At 43.0% G+C, this 18,288-nt stretch carries 15 protein-coding genes and 1 other annotated feature; of the genes, 12 read left to right on the forward strand and 3 right to left on the reverse strand.

Annotation, left to right across the window (positions count from 1 at the left end):
- The first annotated feature begins 170 nt into the window (after nt 1–170).
- Nucleotides 171–452 (forward strand) — a binding site (T-box leader).
- Between the two features lie 239 nt (nt 453–691).
- The gene (locus ACQKMP_RS23795; protein WP_042185267.1) at nt 692–2,227 is read left to right on the forward strand and encodes a 2-isopropylmalate synthase; all 1,536 of its coding nucleotides are present in this window, start codon (nt 692–694) and stop codon (nt 2,225–2,227) included.
- 406 nt (nt 2,228–2,633) lie between these two features.
- Here the strand turns inward: ACQKMP_RS23795 and ACQKMP_RS23800 are convergent, their stop codons facing one another.
- Entirely contained in the window at nt 2,634–4,574 is a 1,941-nt protein-coding gene (locus ACQKMP_RS23800; RefSeq protein WP_427471343.1) for an ABC-F family ATP-binding cassette domain-containing protein, read from the reverse strand.
- Nucleotides 4,575–4,818: 244 nt separating this feature from the next.
- Between ACQKMP_RS23800 and ACQKMP_RS23805 the strand changes: the two genes are divergently transcribed.
- From ACQKMP_RS23805 to ACQKMP_RS23855, 11 genes are all read left to right on the forward strand, one after another.
- A complete protein-coding gene (locus ACQKMP_RS23805; protein WP_427471345.1) occupies nt 4,819–5,454 on the forward strand; it encodes a 5-formyltetrahydrofolate cyclo-ligase in 636 nt (211 codons plus the stop codon).
- Nucleotides 5,455–5,457: 3 nt separating this feature from the next.
- The gene (gene moaC / locus ACQKMP_RS23810; RefSeq protein ID WP_339245379.1) at nt 5,458–5,931 is read left to right on the forward strand and encodes a cyclic pyranopterin monophosphate synthase MoaC; all 474 of its coding nucleotides are present in this window, start codon (nt 5,458–5,460) and stop codon (nt 5,929–5,931) included.
- Between the two features lie 79 nt (nt 5,932–6,010).
- The gene (locus ACQKMP_RS23815) at nt 6,011–6,496 is read left to right on the forward strand and encodes a MogA/MoaB family molybdenum cofactor biosynthesis protein (protein WP_020429419.1); all 486 of its coding nucleotides are present in this window, start codon (nt 6,011–6,013) and stop codon (nt 6,494–6,496) included.
- 137 nt (nt 6,497–6,633) lie between these two features.
- Nucleotides 6,634–6,876, forward strand: coding sequence for a twin-arginine translocase TatA/TatE family subunit (locus ACQKMP_RS23820; protein ID WP_042185275.1), 243 nt, complete (start codon nt 6,634–6,636; stop codon nt 6,874–6,876).
- Nucleotides 6,877–7,026: 150 nt separating this feature from the next.
- Nucleotides 7,027–7,794 carry a twin-arginine translocase subunit TatC gene (gene tatC / locus ACQKMP_RS23825; RefSeq protein ID WP_339245385.1) on the forward strand — a complete coding sequence of 256 codons (768 nt, stop codon included), beginning with the start codon at nt 7,027–7,029 and terminating at the stop codon, nt 7,792–7,794.
- Nucleotides 7,795–8,232: 438 nt separating this feature from the next.
- Nucleotides 8,233–8,514, forward strand: coding sequence for a co-chaperone GroES (gene groES, locus ACQKMP_RS23830; protein ID WP_036676506.1), 282 nt, complete (start codon nt 8,233–8,235; stop codon nt 8,512–8,514).
- A gap of 78 nt (nt 8,515–8,592) precedes the next feature.
- Nucleotides 8,593–10,221, forward strand: coding sequence for a chaperonin GroEL (gene groL, locus ACQKMP_RS23835; RefSeq protein ID WP_042185277.1), 1,629 nt, complete (start codon nt 8,593–8,595; stop codon nt 10,219–10,221).
- Between the two features lie 277 nt (nt 10,222–10,498).
- Complete coding sequence (locus tag ACQKMP_RS23840) at nt 10,499–11,629, forward strand: ROK family protein (protein WP_427471349.1); 1,131 nt, start codon at nt 10,499–10,501, stop codon at nt 11,627–11,629.
- A gap of 20 nt (nt 11,630–11,649) precedes the next feature.
- The gene (locus ACQKMP_RS23845; protein WP_427471351.1) at nt 11,650–12,372 is read left to right on the forward strand and encodes a 6-phosphogluconolactonase; all 723 of its coding nucleotides are present in this window, start codon (nt 11,650–11,652) and stop codon (nt 12,370–12,372) included.
- Nucleotides 12,373–12,386: 14 nt separating this feature from the next.
- Nucleotides 12,387–13,298 carry an ROK family protein gene (locus ACQKMP_RS23850; protein ID WP_341126118.1) on the forward strand — a complete coding sequence of 304 codons (912 nt, stop codon included), beginning with the start codon at nt 12,387–12,389 and terminating at the stop codon, nt 13,296–13,298.
- 5 nt (nt 13,299–13,303) lie between these two features.
- Nucleotides 13,304–14,689: an alpha-galactosidase gene (locus ACQKMP_RS23855; RefSeq protein ID WP_427471353.1), complete on the forward strand. Its 1,386-nt coding sequence runs from the start codon at nt 13,304–13,306 to the stop codon at nt 14,687–14,689.
- 69 nt (nt 14,690–14,758) lie between these two features.
- Here ACQKMP_RS23855 and ACQKMP_RS23860 read toward each other — a convergent pair whose 3' ends face one another.
- Together ACQKMP_RS23860 and ACQKMP_RS23865 are read right to left on the reverse strand one after the other, a co-directional pair.
- On the reverse strand, nt 14,759–15,742 hold the full coding sequence (locus ACQKMP_RS23860) for a tRNA dihydrouridine synthase (protein WP_042185288.1): 984 nt from the start codon (nt 15,740–15,742) through the stop codon (nt 14,759–14,761).
- A gap of 44 nt (nt 15,743–15,786) precedes the next feature.
- Entirely contained in the window at nt 15,787–18,063 is a 2,277-nt protein-coding gene (locus tag ACQKMP_RS23865; RefSeq protein WP_427471356.1) for an AraC family transcriptional regulator, read from the reverse strand.
- Nucleotides 18,064–18,288: the final 225 nt, after the last annotated feature.

An 18,288-nucleotide genomic window follows, 5' to 3' on the forward strand; every position in this document is an offset into this window, starting at 1 on the left:
CGAGTATCTAACATACTTGACCGTAGAGTGGATGTTCAATTGGAATCGGCAGTAACTTAACCGGTACAGAGCATCAACAAGAGTGGTACCGCGAAGGTTAACAGCCTGTCGTCTCTTGAATGAGATGGCAGGCTTTTTTGTATGGATTTTGAGTAGTGAGAATGTATATAATACACGCTAAGAACGGGAGTAGTAGGGAATGACGGTGAACAGAGAGCTGCGGGGTGGTGCGACGCAGTCACCGAAAGTCTTGAATCTCGCCCGGGAGCGGAGCGGCGGAAATAAGAGTACGCTGCCTACGGCTGTCCCCGTTATCGGACCTTTCCAGATATCCTGACTCCCTCAGGATGGACCGGGAAGAAGAGCTGGACGCAGCTTAACGGCTTGATTATATGAATAGCCTATGCGTCAAAAAGAGTGGTACCGCGGAGGGGTAACCCGCCGTCTCTTTATTAGAGACGGCGGGTTTTTGCGTTCTTATTGAAGCAACTCGGGTTATGGACTCAGGCGCTATATAAGACGCCAAGAGTGAACCTTCTGCACATTCCAAATTGTGCAGAGGATTCATTCGTATCAGCTGCCGGCAGCAGTGGGTGGGGAATTTAGCAGGGCCACAAGTCGACGTGTGGATCTGCGCTGAAGCATAGGTTAGGGTAAGGAATCCAATAAGAGGAAAACAGGAGGAATTCAGATGATTATTCCAGTAAAGAAACGTATACAAATTTTCGATACGACGCTGCGAGATGGTGAACAGGCTCCGGGTGCAAGTCTAACCCCAGAGCAAAAAATACTGCTGGCCTATAAGCTTGCGGATCTGGGTGTTGATGTGATGGAGCCTGGATTTCCGATATCGAGCCCTGGTGATTTTGCAGCAGTACAGACGATTTCTCGTAAGGTGCGAAATGTGGAAATTTGTGGTTTTGCACGGGCGGTTAAAGGGGATATTGACGCGGCAGTCCGGGCAACCCAAGATGCTGAACGCCGGCGGATTCACCTGTTCATCTCCTCTTCTGATATTCATTTGCAGCATCAATTGCGTATGAGCAGAGCTGAAGTCGTAGCCAAAGCCCGCGAGATGACGGCTTATGCGCGTCAATTCTCTGATGTCGTTGAATTCACGGCGATGGATGCTGCGCGAACAGGAATCGATGATCTGATTGAAATGATTGAAGCGGTTATTGAGGAAGGCGCTTCTATTATCAATCTGCCCGATACGGTCGGTTACGCATTGCCACATGAATATGGGGAAATGTTCCGGCGTGTGCGGCTAGGAGCAAGAGGTGGAGAAACGGTAAGCTACAGTGCCCACTGTCACAATGATTTGGGGCTGGCTGTAGCCAACAGTCTGGCAGCAATTGATGGAGGTGCGACGCAGATCGAAGTCACTGTGAACGGAGTCGGCGAGCGTACCGGGAACTGCGCACTGGAAGAGCTTGTGATGGCGCTCGAAACCCGCGGAGATGCGATTGGAGCAGAAACAGGCATTGTGCTTGATAAGCTGTATGATACTTCGCGGCTGATCAGCGGAGCGATGCATTTTCCGATCGCCTATAACAAACCAGTCGTCGGAAGAAATGCCTTCCAGCATGAGTCAGGGATTCATCAGGATGGTTTGCTGAAGGATCGTAGCACCTATGAGATTATGGACCCAGAGCGGCTGGGTATCCCGCGTAGCATGATCATTCTGGGCAAGCATTCTGGCAGACATGCGCTGAAGGACCGGGCGGCGAAGTATGGTATTACGCTGGAGCCTGCGGAGCTGGATGCACTTTATGAATCGTTTAAAGAGACCGCTGACCGCCAAAAGGTAGTGAGTGATGACCAGTTGCTGCAAATGGTGAGCAGTACAACTGGACAGCAAGCTCAGGTCTATGAACTGGGTGAGGTTCAGGTATTGGCAGGCAGTGCCCAGCGCCGGGTGGCCGCGGTTACGGTTCGCCATTTGAAGTCTGGACAGGAAACTTCTCATACTAGTACTGGAGATGGTCCGCTTGAAGCTATTATCGCTGCTATTGGGCAAGGCATCTCAGAGGATATCGATTTTGCGGGACTTGAGCTGCATTCACTTGGAAGTGGAGAGAACGCCCAGGCGGAGGCGGCTGTGATGGTAGAGTGGGAAGGTCTTAAATTTAGAGGCACAGCTACGCATCAAGATATTATCATGGCAGCAGGGATTGCCTATATTGCAGCCTGTAACGCTGCCCTGCTCTCTACACAAATCGTTTAATATACATCGACCCGCTGTCTGATTTAGAGATAGCGGGTTCTTTTTTAGCTTTTGATGACAGGTTTTAGGTGGGGTTATGTCTTTTGTCAAGTTGTGGACAACGTTATCCACATATTCTCTACGAATTGTGTAAAAAGTGCGTAAAATCAGCAATGTCAGCTCTTTTTAAAATGGCCTTATAACCATTTTTGTTAGCAATGAAACCTTGTGAGAATTGTGGATAATGTGGATAATTCGGTGGATAATAATTCCTGTAATTCGAAAATACCGATTTAACGCATAAAAAAAGCCCCTAAGGGGCTTTTTTTATAGGGAGTTATACACGAAACCTGTGCATAGAGCTGTGGATAACTCTTTATGAACAAAATAAGAAATATGAAAAAATATTTATGAAGCGGATTTTACATTATTCGTCAGCAAGGATTTCCCATTCGTTAAATAAATCGGTAAGCTGAGTTTTTTTGTTCTTCAGATCCTCTTCATGACCTTGAAGTGCTAAATAATCCTGATAAACTTCAGGTTTAGTCATTTCATTCTCTATAAAAGCGATCGACTCTTCTAGTGAGGCAATGCCTTCCTCTAGCTCAGCAATACGCCGCTTCCGGTTACGCTCTTCACGCTTGGCTTGCTTGTCCGCTTCGAAGGAGGAAACAGCGTTTTTTTCAGGAACTGCAGCATCCTTGTTGACGTTTTTGGCGGCTAATTCGGCGGCATCTTTCGCAATCTCTTCTAATTCTCGTTTTTTCTCGATATAGTCATCGTAGTTGCCAAGGTATTGATCGATCCCCTCGGGATGAAGCTCAAGCACCCGTTCAGCCATTTTATTGAGGAAATAACGGTCATGAGAAATGAAGAGCAATGTGCCCTCGAAATCAATTAAAGCTGATTCTAAAACCTCACGACTGACTAAATCCAAATGGTTGGTTGGCTCATCTAGGATGAGCATATTTGCGCCGCGCAGCATGAGCTTTGATAATGCAACGCGTGCTTTTTCGCCGCCGCTCAGCGCGGATATCTTCTTAAGAACATCTTCACCGCTGAAGAGGAAGTTGCCAAGGATCGTACGGATTCTGGCTTCCTCAATCATTGGATATTCACTCCATAGCTCTTCCATTACTGTGTTCTTTGGATTGAGGCGGGTCTGTTCCTGATCATAATAAGCGACCTTTACCTTAGTCCCCCAATTCACAGTTCCAGTTGAAGGCTCGCGGGTTCCGGTCATACACTGCAGCAGTGTAGATTTGCCAATACCATTGGGACCGATGAGTGCAGCAGTTTCTCCCCGGCGCAGTTCGAAAGAAGCGTCCTTGAACAAAGGTGGACCATCATTAAAGGCAACTGCAACATTACGTACTTGCAGCACTTCTTTACCAGACATGAAGTCAGGCTCGAAGGAGAAGCTGGCTTTCTTCAGATCGCCCATCGGTCGATCAATACGGTCCATCTTCTCAAGCGCTTTGCGTCTGCTCTGCGCACGTTTCGTGGTAGATGCTCGCACAATATTTTTCTGAACGAAATCTTCCATTCTTGAGATTTCATCTTGCTGTTTCTCATACTGCTTCATCCGTGTTTCATATTCGGCAGCCTTCAAATCTACATATCGGCTGTAATTGCCTGTATAACGCCGAGATTGATGACGCTCGATCTCTACAATAGTAGTTACAAGCCGATCAAGGAAATAACGGTCATGAGATACGACCAGAATTCCGCCAGCATAACTGCGAAGATAATCCTCAAGCCATGTTAATGTTTCGATATCCAGATGGTTCGTCGGCTCATCCAGCATTAAAAGATCGGGAGCCTGAAGCAAAATGCGGGCTAATGCGAGTCTAGTCTTCTGGCCACCACTAAGTGTGGAGATAGGTGTATCCGGTGGGAACTCGCCGAAGCCCATGCCGTGCAGTACACTGCGGATTCGTGTATTCATTTCATAACCGCCGTGATCCTTGAACCAATCTGATCGGCGGGCATATCTTTCGAGCAGTTCTTCGTACCGTTTTGAGTCCTCTGCCAGCTTAGGATCGGCAATGCTTACTTCCATCTCTCTTAGCTCAGCCTCGGCTTCGATCAGCGGTGCGAAAACTGCCATCATTTCTTCATGGATGGTTTTGTCAGATTGAAGTCCGCTATTTTGGGCTAAATACCCGATAGTAGTTTCTTTTGATTTATGAATTTGACCGCTGTCATAGGACATTTCACCAGCCAGAATTTGCAGAAAAGTTGATTTGCCGGCACCATTAACACCCACGAGTCCGACACGTTCCTTTTCATTTACCTGAAGGCTTATGCCGTCTAGTACGTTCTGTATACCATATGATTTTGTAATTCCTGTCGCTTGAAGAAGCATAACGATGAAACCTCCACCCTTGCATATTTCGCCTTGGCATTTATACCTCAGCCGTATGAACAACATATTCTATAGTTTACATGAAAAGCGTTTCCCAAGCGAGAGCTCGATATATCGGAAGCAGAGAATAACGACCTGGCCCAGAAACACAGTCCTATCCACCTTGGCGAACCGGGGAGAAGAGTGGTAAACTGGATTTACAAACAAGGATAAGCTTGGGATAAATATATGGGGGTGGCCGACGATGTCAAGCAAGGAGTCGGTGATCTCCAAAGCAAAGCAACAACTAAGAACTGAGAAGACCATCGCCCGAAACGAGCTCTCCTCGGACCAGAGAAGGGAATTGTCTTTTCTGGTCTGCAAGCATGCATCAGAGTGGCTGAAGACGAAAGACATAGCCTCACTGATGGCCTATGTATCTTTCCGTTCTGAACTCGATACCAACGCGCTTCTTACACAGGCGTGGAAGGACCAGCGCAGGGTACTGCTGCCGCGTGTCATTCCGGCAAGTGGTGCAATGAGTGTTCATATGGTAAACGCTTGGAGTGAGCTTGAGCCGGGGGCGTATGGTATCCATGAACCTATTGTATCCGGCAAAGATTCACAAGAGATTGAAGTTGTTACACTACCGGATGTTGTGTTTGTTCCGGGGCTGGCTTTTGATCTTCAGGGAGGCAGGCTTGGTTACGGCCGAGGATACTATGATCGATTGCGTGCGTCATGGGAGATGGAAGAGTATGCCGCTGCGAAGCCCCCTGTCTGGATCGGGCTAGCCTTTGGTATGCAACTGGTTCCGAAAGTGCCCATGGATGAGCATGATGCCTTTATGGACATGCTGATTACTGAAAATGGCATAGTGCACTGCCGAAAAGGAGAGTGAGCCGTGGAATTGACCCATTTTAACGAGCAGGGAAGAGCTCGTATGGTGGATGTGAGCGAAAAGGAGATTACGAAGCGGACAGCTGTCGCGCGGAGTAAGATCAAGATGGCAACTGAGACGCTTAGTGCCATCAAGGAAGGCAAGATCAGTAAAGGAGACGTACTTGCCGTTGCGCAGATCGCTGGAATTATGGCGGCTAAGAAGACGTCTGACTGGATTCCGATGTGCCATCCGCTCCCACTTACCGGTATTGACATCCGCTTCTCCGATAACAGCGAAGATGAACTTTATATAGAAGCAACAGTCCATACTACCGGAAAGACCGGAGTTGAAATGGAGGCATTGACCGCTGTTTCTGCCTCAGCACTAACGGTGTACGACATGTGCAAGGCTCTTCAGAAGGACATGATTATCGGACCAACGCTCTTAGTGTCTAAAAGTGGGGGCAAGAATGGAGATTACGCGCTTAAACCATGATCAGAGCTGACGTTCGATGCGCTGAAGCAAGTGGGCTGCACTGTACAGCCAATTATACATAGAGAGGGAGGACAAACCTATGGCGTGGAAAACAGCAATCCTAACGGCCAGCGATAAAGGGGCCAGGGGCGAACGGGAAGACACGAGCGCCCAGGTTATTCGGGAGCTGGTGGAAGAGGAACTTGGAGGCGAGATCGTTGAATATCGGATCGTGCCCGATGAACAAGATGAGATTATCGCAGCTTTGATAGAACTTACAGATTATTTTCAAGCAGATCTGGTATTGACTACCGGAGGTACGGATTTAGCGATACGCGATGTGACTCCAGAGGCAACCCGGCGTGTAATCGAACGGGAGGTGCCTGGACTTTCTGAAGCGATGCGAAGTACGGTGATGCAAAAAAACCGTGCGGTGATGCTGTTCCGCGGGATATGCGGCATTCGTGGACGCACGTTGATTGTCAACTTACCGGGCACACCGAAGGGTGTTCATGAGAATTTAGCAGCCATTATGGATCAACTACCTGAAGCGTTACTCATGGTAACTGGCCAATACCGCCAATAACATTGTCATATTCTTGTCACGTCACAAGGATAAACTATTTATAGAAGATAGTGGATGTAACTGTGACATAAGTTATGGTATTATTAGATTATCGTAATCGATACCATGATCGGATAGACGGACAAGGAGGAATAATAATGTTTAGTGGAATTGGTACTCCGGGTATTATCTTGTTGGTTATACTGGCACTGCTCCTCTTTGGACCGAATAAACTGCCAGAGTTAGGCCGCGCAGTTGGACGAACCTTCCGTGAATTTAAGGAAGGCGCACGTGAAATCATTGGTGATGGTGATCCGGTGAAGAAGAGCGAAGCTCCTGTGCCGACGGCCCCGCAGACGGTCGCTGCAGATATTCCTCAGGACAAACGCCTGCCGGAATAATAAATGATTTAACAATGGGGCAATCTCTCAAGTCTAATAGACTTAGGAGATGTCCCTTTTTCAATTTGGTTGCTGCTTTCTGCAGAAACGGGCACAGCTATACATAAAGTCGGTGTGGCGTTTCTATTCTTGTCATGGGATGGTGTCAGGATGTCTCTCGAATCGGAAGAAATGTCGGTGGTGGATCATCTCACCGAGCTGCGTAAACGGATTATTTATGTGCTGATTGTATTTATTTTGGGATTGGTAGGGGGGCTGTTCTGTGCCAAGCCAATCTACGATTATTTAATTAGTACAGATCTAGCGCAAGGTTTTGTTCTGCATGCTTTCTCATTCTGGGATGGTATCGGAATGTATATGAAGATCGCAATGGCGGTTTCATTAGTCATTTCAGTTCCTTTTATTGCTTACCAGCTGTGGGCGTTTATTAGTCCGGGCTTACGACCGGAAGAGCGTAGTGCAACACTACGTTATGTACCCTATGTTTTTGTTCTTTTTCTAATCGGTCTTTCTTTTGCTTATTATGTTGTATTTCCAATGGCGCTTTCGTTCACAATCTCTATCACCCGGAGTATGGGACTGGAAGAGACCTACGGAATTGCGCAATATTTCAACTTCATGTTCAGTCTGGTGCTACCTTTAGCGCTGCTGTTTGAGCTACCACTGCTGGTGATGTTTCTGACCAAACTGAGGGTTCTTAACCCGATACGCTTGCGTAAAATGCGTCGATACGCATATTTCACGCTTGTCTTTATTGCTGTAGTCATCACTCCTCCGGACTTCATCTCAGACTTTCTGGTGACGATCCCACTGCTTGTGTTGTATGAGTTTAGCGTATTCCTGTCCGCCTTCGTCTATCGCAAACAGCTTGCTGCGGATGCGGCAAGGGAAGCTCAGTACACCAAGAGTGAGGAATGATGATAAGAGGGCTGTCACTAAGTAGATTTTTCTACGAAAGAGACAGTTCTTTTGTTTTAAACCCCCGTTTTTTGAAATGTTCGGGCGTAGGTGGTACAGTTGAGACTACTGAAATCATACGCATATTTTCACACCCTGTGGATAGAATGTATAGAGTGTGTGCCTAGGACAACCAGTGAAACGTTATTTTTTACGAAAACAAATGCGAATTTGTGTAAAAGGACTTGAAATCCGGGCTCAAGTTGAGTATCATAAAAATTGTTGTTAGCACTACAAGCTGTCGAGTGCTAATGCTTATGGAAAATATGAGATGGACCAGATATTCATAGCGTCCAATTGATATTTTTCATAAACACCAGAGATTTTGAAGTAAGACAGGTAAGTTCTAAACTATGTTTTGAAGCAAAATAACATAATTTTAAAGGAGGCTATTTTTTCATGATCAAACCTTTAGGTGAACGCGTATTGGTGCTACCGAGCGAGCAGGAGGAAACCACTTCATTCGGGATTGTGCTTCCGGACTCCTCGAAAGAAAAGCCACAAGAAGGAACTATTATTGCAGTAGGTAGCGGAGCTTTGAAGGATGGAGTACGTGTAGCACTCGAAGTAAAAGAAGGCGACCGTGTTCTTTTCTCTAAATATGCAGGAACAGAAATCAAATACGAAGGTAAAGAATATTTGATTATGAAAGAAAGCGACATTCACGCGATTCTTGACTAAGCGAGAGTCGATTATAAGCTAAATCTAAACTACTTAAAGTAACGTGATATACAAAAAAATCTAGGAGGTAATTACACAATGGCTAAAGAAATTAAATTTAGTGAAGAAGCACGCCGCTCTATGTTGCGCGGTGTAGATGCTTTGGCAAATGCGGTAAAAGTTACACTTGGACCAAAAGGTCGCAACGTGGTACTTGAGAAGAAATTTGGTAGCCCGCTTATCACTAACGATGGTGTAACTATCGCTAAAGAAATCGAACTTGAAGATGCATTCGAGAACATGGGTGCTCAACTGGTTAAAGAAGTTGCTACTAAGACTAACGATGTAGCCGGTGACGGTACTACAACTGCAACGGTTCTGGCACAAGCTATGATCCGTGAAGGTCTGAAGAACGTAACTGCAGGCGCTAACCCAATGGTTATTCGCAAAGGGATCGACAAAGCAGTTCGTGCAGCAGTTGAAGAATTGCAAAAAATCGCTAAGCCAATCGAAGATTCCCAAGCTATCGCTCAAGTAGCTGCTATCTCTGCTGCTGACGAAGAAGTGGGCCAATTGATTGCTGAAGCTATGGAAAAAGTAGGTAAAGACGGTGTTATCACTGTTGAAGAATCCCGTGGATTCGCTACTGAACTTGAAGTCGTAGAAGGTATGCAGTTCGACCGCGGTTACATTTCCCCGTACATGATTACTGATACGGACAAAATGGAAGCTGTTCTGGAGAACCCATACATCTTGATCACTGATAAAAAAATCAGCAGCACTCAAGAAATCCTTCCATTGCTTGAAAAAATCGTTCAACAAGCTAGACCGCTTGTTATTATCGCTGAAGATATCGAAGGCGAAGCACAAGCCATGTTGATCGTGAACAAACTGCGTGGAACATTCAACGCTGTTGCTGTTAAAGCTCCTGGCTTTGGCGACCGCCGCGAAGCTATGCTGCAAGATATCGCTGCCCTGACTGGTGGTCAAGTGATCACTGAGAAGCTCGGACTTGATCTGAAGAGCACTTCCATTGAACAACTGGGTAACGCACGTCAAGTACGCGTAACTAAAGAAAACACAACAATCGTAGACGGAAGCGGCGACAAAGCGGACATCAATGCTCGCGTAAGCCAAATTCGTGCTCAACTGGAAGAAACAACTTCCGAGTTCGACAAAGAAAAATTGCAAGAGCGTTTGGCTAAATTGGCTGGCGGCGTAGCCGTTGTCAAAGTTGGCGCTGCAACTGAAACTGAATTGAAAGAGCGTAAACTTCGCATCGAAGACGCCCTGAACGCAACTCGCGCTGCGGTTGAAGAAGGTATCGTTTCTGGTGGTGGTACAGCTCTTGTGAACGTATATAATGCTGTTGCTGCTGTAGATGTAACTGGCGACGAGAAAACAGGCGTTAACATCGTGCTTCGCGCGCTCGAAGAACCAGTTCGTACCATTGCAGCTAACGCTGGTCAAGAAGGTTCCGTTATCGTGGATCGCTTGAAAAAAGAAGCTATCGGCATCGGCTACAATGCTGCTACTGGCGAGTGGGTGAACATGTTCGAAGCGGGTATCGTTGACCCTGCTAAAGTAACTCGTTCCGCGCTTCAAAATGCTGCATCCGTAGCTGCTATGTTCTTGACTACTGAAGCAGTAATTGCTGACAAGCCAGAACCAGAAAAACCAGGTATGCCTGATATGGGCGGCATGGGTGGAATGGGCGGCATGATGTAATAAGGCTGATTAAGCCTTGAAATAGGATTGATTAGAAGCCTTTCGTGAGTTCATTGAACTCATGAGAGGCTTCTTTTTGTGGTGTACCCAAATGCATGCACTAGCTGGTGGTATTAAGATACAGAACAGATAAATTTAAGGAAGTTAAATAAATACACTTGAACGTTCACTACAGTGAATATATAATAAATTCAAGAGGTCAGTGCTGAGCTGATTTTTTTGATTAATTATTTAACTTCATTTATTAATTATATTAATAATATAACGAGGAGGACATATGAAATCATTTTTGCCCAATGATATTAAAGATGAGAACAGGAAAATAGTTTTTGATATTTTGCTTCAACATCCTGAACTAGCGAAAGTCGAGATTACAGAAAAAACGGCAATGAGCTTTGTTACTGTGAGCAAGATTGTTACCTTTTTTGAACAGATTGGTTTATTGACTGTTACTGGTGAAAGTCGTGAAGGATCTGGCGGCTTAGGAAGAAAACGTACGGTTTACAGATTTAATGAAAACAGCTATACGACCATCGGAATACAGATTATTTGCAATACGATAACGGCATTACTCATTAATCTGCACAACAAGATATTAGAAACGTATTCGATTGAAACAGACATTCCTTTCTATAGCCAGCAGTTCACTTCGATATTCGTAGAGATCGTGGAACATTTGAAGAATAAAGCGAAGGAAATGAGTAGTGTTGTCTTGGGGATTGGTATTGGCGTAGATGGCGCGATCAATACAAGAAAGAAAACAATTCGGATGAGAACTCTTCCAAATAAAGAAAACGACTTTAAGTATGAAGAGATTATTGAAAATCTCAAGCGTGAAGTGAAATTGCCCATTCTGCTGGAGAATGATGTGAACGCAGCGACTGTGGCGGAATTTCGGAATCTTGAAAACTCAGATCAAGCACCGACAAGTCTCATTCATGTTGCGGCAGGTGATGGGGTCGGGGGCGGCTTAATCATTAACAAAGAGCTACATCGCGGTGTTCATGCAAGTGCGGGCGAGCTGGAGTATATGTGTTTTGATTCAGAATATAAGCGGACGCCATCTTCAGTCGGTTGGCTGGAAAGCAAATTAGCTATTAAGTATTTGTTAAGCACATATGATTTGAATTCAACGAATGACGTAGAAGCTTGCATTGATTATGTTTCGAAGAATCTGGCATTAACGATTACCAATATGATCAGCATCTTGGATATTGATCAGGTCATTATTAGTGGTAAAACAGTAGCGCTCTTCCCGGAACGTATATTGGACCGCACCAAAAGTTATGTCGAGCAATATACGGAGTGGACTCCTCAAATTTCAGTGAGTAAGTTAGAGCAATCAACAGCGATCGGATCAGCGATACTTATCCTTCAGCAAGAGATGATTAATGTTATTTCGGAATAAACAACAAGGAAGTGAACAACATGATCAAAATCTTTGATTGTGAAGAGGAAATAGCAAGTGAAATTGCTAGAGAGATGAAAGATCATTTAATGAACGATCAGCACCCCGTGTTCTGCTTAGCTTCAGGGAGTACTCCACAAAAAAGCTATCAGAAATTTTCCAATGATGCGGACCTCCAATTGAAAATCAAGAGGCTTAACATCGTTAGCTTGGATGAGTGGGTTGGCATTGACAAAAGCTCTGAAGGAAGCTGCTATCAGATGTTGAATCAAGATCTGTTCTCGCAGATTTCACTGGATAGCAGACAGATTGTGTTTTTTGATGGAACATCGCCGGATATGAAGCAGGAATGCTTGCGAATTGATCACTTTATCGAGCAACACCCAATTACATTCAGCTTGATGGGCGTAGGTATGAATGGGCATATCGGATTAAATGAACCGGGTAGCCCAGTATTAAATTACAGCAGTGTTGTGGAGCTGTCGGAAACAACAAAGACTGTCGCTCAAAAATATTTTCATGAGCAGACTGAATTAAAGCAAGGCATTACATTAGGTTTGGAACAGATTGCAAGTAGTAAAAGAGTGGTTGTCGTCATAACTGGAGAGCGCAAAGCTGAAATCGTGAAGGAGATTTTCACAAACTCTGACGCCCGGCTGCCTGCTCAGCAATTGCTCGGCTATGATCATATAGATTTCTTTTTAGATGCTGCAGCCGCCAAATATATGGATCAGTCATCATAGTTGAGGAGCGTAATATGGGTAACTTCGTTATTGGTGTTGATATTGGAGGTACAAATATAAGGGTTGGATTAGTGAATGAGCACCTTGAACTTGTTCGGAAGGAGTCGGCATTAACAAGAGATTTCCAAAATGCTGACGAAATTTTCAAAACCGTCAAGGAAATGACAGCGAAAGTCGATCATGAACAGCTAGCAAGCAAGATAGGTATTGTATTGCCGATTCCTTGGAATGATCAAACACAGTTTATTCGAGATATAACCAATATCCCTTGCCTAGAGAATGTTAGTATCGAAACTATCAGGAAGTTCTTTCCGAATTATGAAGTGTTTTTTGAGAATGATGTAAACGTGATCACAGTGCTTGAATCGGATCATGGAGCTGCCAAGCCGTATAATCAATCCATTTATATAACGGTTAGTTCAGGAATTGGATGCGGTATCATACTTGATAAGAAAATTATTCAAGGAGCTCATGGATATGCGGGCGAGATCGGAAGCATGATTATTTCCGACAGCAAAAGAAACCATTCAACGTTGTATAACGGCACTTTGGAATCCCTATGCAGCGGCATTGCTCTTGAAGCGGAAAGTAAGTTTTTATATGGCATTGATGCCACGTCGAGTTTGTTGTTTGAAAGATATCATATGGGAGATCGGCAAGCGATTGAAGTGATCGACAGGTGGGTTGAGTACTTTTCCAACGCAATTGTTTCTTTGATGCAAACAATTGATCCAAATATTTTTGTTATCGGAGGAGCGGTCATTCATCACAACCAGTGGCTGATTGATAGAGTGATAGAAAGCGCTAAAAAGAAAGTCCTTCCACATTTAAAAGAGAACATTAAAATCGTGTTGACTGAATTTGGACCTGACGCCGGAATTATTGGTGCTGGCTATAACGTATATAAAAAGGAAAAAGGAGCTTGAAGACAATGAAAAGGTTGAAGGTTGCGTTAATCGGAGCAGGAAGTGTTTCCTTTGGGCTAGGAGCACTTCAAGATATGGTGTTGTCAGAACGTTTAAAAAATCAAGTAGAGCTGGAAATCGCGCTTATGGACATTGTAGAAGAAAATGTGAATAGAACATACAAGTATGCAACCGAAATGTTCACGGCATTTTCTCATCCTGCGAAGATTTGGCAAACGACGAATTTGGAAGATGCATTAAGAGATGCTGACTTCTCCATCGTTGCGATTGAGGTAGAGAGATATCACTACTGGTCACAAGACTTCCATATCCCGCGGCGTTACGGCAGTAAGCAGCTATATGGTGAGAACGGCGGTCCAGGATCTATGTTCCATACATTGAGAAATCTAGGTCCAATGCTGGAAATTGCAAAGACGATGGAAAAGGTCTGTTCAAATGCCTGGCTAATTAACTATACAAATCCGGAAGCAAAGCTAGTGGAAGCCATTTCCAAATTAACTTCAATCAAAGTGGTGGGCTTGTGCCATGGTTTAGACATGGGTATTCATCAGCTAGCTGAATTTCTGGAGATGGATAGTAAAGATATTGCGGTTGAAGGCGGCGGATTGAACCACTTTGGCTTCTTTACGAAGATATGGAACAAGAACACGGGAGAAGATTTATATCCTCTATTCCACGAGAAAGAAAAGCTAGCTAACCGTTTGGCACATTTCGATCATATTGGATTATCCAGAACGTTGTACCATACGTACGGATACTATCCTTACCCAGGTACTAACCATTGCGGTGAGTATATCTCATGGGCTGAAGATTTCTATGCTGGACTACCCTTGCAGTTCCGTTACGACCCAATGAGTGAGCAACTGTGGAAGAAGGACTCCAGAACACCTGAATTTGTATACTGTGCAAGTGGCAGTACTTTGGATAAAGGCTTATTTGAGAATACGCTGAATCAAGAGCAGTGGTCTGAGCAGGCTTATCTATTTAATAAAGATAAGGTTCAAATCAGTAATGAATATGCAGTGCCAATTATCGAAGCGATCTTCTTCGACGATGAAATCGAGCTGAATGCTGTTAATATGCCAAACCATGGTGCGATTAAAGGACTTCCAGATGATATGGTCGTTGAAACACAAGCGATCGTTAACAAAAATGGTATCGAATTTAAGCCAATGACGGTTGAACTGCCAACTGCCATTATCGGAACGATCCATATCCAAGGTACAATCCATAAGCTGTTACTTGAGGCGTTTGTTGAAGAGTCGAGAACAAAATTGCTGCAAGCGATTCTGCTTGATCCGCAAGCTCCAACCTATTATCAAGCTTGTGCGATGATCGATGAGATGTGTGAGCTGCAAAAAGAATTGCTGCCAAAGCTTGAGTGGAATTAGGTTAACTTTAATAAAAAAGGCCTCCGTCTGATGAAATTCAGAACTGAGGCCATTATTTTTTATTACGAATTACTCTAATTCTTTATCTAAGAAAGGTTGCACCAATCGCCGCACCTCATCGGTTGAATTCGTCTCCATCAATTGATTTCTTAGTTCGTCGGCACCGTCAAATCCACGAATATAGATTTTGAAGAAGCTCCGAAGTGGATTAAATAGACGTGGTTCATGTTCTTTTGAATATTTATCGTGAAGATCTAAATGAAAAAGTAGTAAATGAAGAAGTTCCTCCACACTATGTTCTTTAGATTCTAGTTCAAAAGCGTATGGATTCTTGAAAATACCTCGGCCAATCATGACACCATCCACGCCGTATTGTTCGACTAATTTTAAGCCTGTTGCACGGTCAGGAATATCTCCGTTAATCGTTAACAACGTATTTGGAGCAATTTCATCGCGTAATTGTTTGATTTCAGGGATAAGCTCCCAGTGTGCATCTACTTTACTCATCTCTTTTTTTGTACGAAGGTGAATGGAAAGATTCGCAATATCTTGTTTGAATATATGTGTTAGCCACTCGCGCCACTCATCAATTTCACTATAACCCAATCTTGTTTTGACACTAACTGGTAAGCCACCTGCTTTAGTCGCTTTAATAATTTCTGCTGCCACTTCAGGATGTCGAATTAATCCAGCACCTTTTCCATTGGTTGCGACGTTTTTTACTGGGCATCCCATGTTTATATCGATACCACGAAAACCAAGCTTTTTCATATCCATGCTCATTCGTTCAAAATACTCTGGGTTATTGCCCCAAATATGAGCGACCATCGGTTGTTCATCTTCCGTGAACTTTAATCGAGTAAGCACACTTTCTTTTACTTTTACTTTAGGGTGACAGTAATATTCTGTATTTGCGAATTCCGTGAAAAACACATCCGGTTTTGCAGCTGCACTAACCACGTGACGAAATACAACATCTGTGACATCTTCCATAGGTGCCAATATAAAAAACGGCTTTGGTAAATCAAGCCAAAAATTTTGTTCGTTACTCATTAAGTTCTCCTTCTTTTACAACATTTTGCCCATCATACATAGTATCATTTTTTTTCGCTTGCTGCACAAAATTGTAGAGGGTCTCTTTTTTTTCTATAATCGCTCGGGGTTATACCAGTACTATTCTTAAATAAACGATAAAAATACGAACTACTAGTAAATCCAGTTTTTTCTGCGATATCAACAATGGTACATTCAGAGGTCTTCAGTAGCTCTTTGGCTTTATTCAACCGCATTTCACTAATTATATCGGGTAGTGCTTTTGTAGTTAATTGTTTATATAACCGGCTCAAATAGATTGGAGACATCGAGAGCTCGTCTGCAATTGAATTTATGCACAGGTTGGAATTGCTATAATCTCGCTCAATAATTTGATGTACTTTTCTAATGAGATCTTCTTGTTTTGTACTTCTTTTCTCTTCGAGTTTTTCACTTATTTCTTCAAATATCTTGAAATATGGAGTGTTGATTTCTTCCATGGTTTCAACATGATTTGGTAGTAAGAACGTTGTATCGAATTCGGGTAATGTTAAAATCGCATTGTTCTTTTTTAATGTTCGCAAGACGTTATTAACAGTAAGTGCTAAATGCGATACGACAAGTTGAACAACGGTAAAAGAATATTCTGATATTTCTCCTACGATATCAATATAGATGCTCCGTGCCTTTTCCGCATTTCCTGACATCAAGGATTCAATGAACTGTTTTTCTTTGTGAACTGGAAACATATATTCTTTGGTTTTTAAGTTCATAATGTCAACCGAAAAGAGGATGCTACCGTATCCTTTGAATAATCGATGGTAAGAAGCCTCAAGTACTTGCTTGTAGACTAAGATGCATTGCTCAATGGATTCCTTCACAGGACTAAAGGTAATCGTGATGGATAATTTTAAATGTTTGGCGATTGACAATTGCATAAGCTCTGCCATTTCAATCAGCGAATCCCGTTCCGTTATATAAAGCGGATCATGAAAGTTTAGCAAAAGTAAAAGACTATCATCCCCCATATCAATGGCTTCGACTTGAAAGATCGGTGAGGAAATTTCTGTACAAATGTTCATTATGGCATATTTGAGCAATTTTATATCTTCTTTGTATTTCTCGAGGACTGTGGGGAATTGATCGATCCTTATCAAAACAATCAGTGATTTATTATTAACCATAAGCTCTGAATTGAAGTAATGTAATTTCTGTTGTAATACCTCAGCATTATTCGTTTCTCTACCTAAAATCGTATTTCTAAGGAAATCCTGCTTGAGAATATGCTGATGGTTACGTCTTTCTGTTTCCAGGGTTTTGAACTTGCGTATGACTTTGTCAATCGGGCGATATACGCTATGGGATAAAGTTAACGAAATCAACAATCCTAAGAGAAGAATGCCAATACAGATAAATAATATTCGATACCTCATTTCATTTATTTCTTGAGTGATATTGCTATAAGGGGTAATCCGAACATATTTCCAGCCTAATGAATCGGGTGTAGTAAACGTTATTAAAGATTTAACTCCATCCACAGTGTCTACAAAATATGTAGATTCTGAAGTGTCCTGAATAATTTTCTGTATATAGGTTTTATCAGATATATCAGTTAGCATCTCTTGCTTATCACTACTGGAATATAATATTCCATCCTGATTAATGATAAACGTGTTATTCTCCGAGATCTCTTTCTCCGACTGATCCATTCGCAGGCCTAACCATGATGCCGAGATATTGACAACAACAGCTGTATTTAAATCTTTATTATCATCAATGACGCTATAACATAAGTAAGTGTAGCTTGATACTGGAGTGGTCTGAACCGAACCAATGTTATAGGTTCTGGGAATCGGTTGAAAGGGGCGATGTTCTTTGAATTTCATAAAAAGGTCTAGAATTCCATCATCATCCAGTTCGGACTTCGGTTGAATTCCGCTTCGTGAATTATTGGAACTAATATAGAACTGATTGGATTTCGCATTATATACATAAATGGATTCAATGAATGGTAAGGATGCGCGATAGTTATCAAGTTGTTGCTGTGCAAAAATGACATCATAGATATTCAAGTCCGCATAATACAACAACTTAGATACCGCAGAATCATAGTAAATCTGGGAGGACAGTGAGGTAACAGTCTCTGTCATAGTAGATAATTGTGTTTTAATTTGATTTAGACTATTTGAATCGGAACGATAAACTTGTTTAAGTGCGATGCTTGTAAAGTTCATATAAAGAATAGTTGAAGTTATTAAAAGGGTAATAACAACACATCCAATAGAGCCAAGGAGTATTCGGCTGTAAGCTTTTTTATGCTCTTTAGACCAATGTTTTATCATTTGTTGAAACCCCTTTCATCGCTGGTCTGAGTATAAATCATCAGTCTTGTGCTTTCAATCAAATTTATAAATCCAGCAGCCGAAATTAGGTTAAATGTAGTGAATATTCACAAAAGTACAGAAATTTCATACTTCACAAATACCGAGATTACAGCAATGTGTGTCATTGTACAGTATATTATCGAATCCGCTTCTTCTATGATTTGGAAGTAAGATTCACGAGCA

Source organism: Paenibacillus sp. NPDC101420 (genome assembly GCF_050277435.1).
Lineage (GTDB): Bacteria > Bacillota > Bacilli > Paenibacillales > Paenibacillaceae > Paenibacillus_AQ.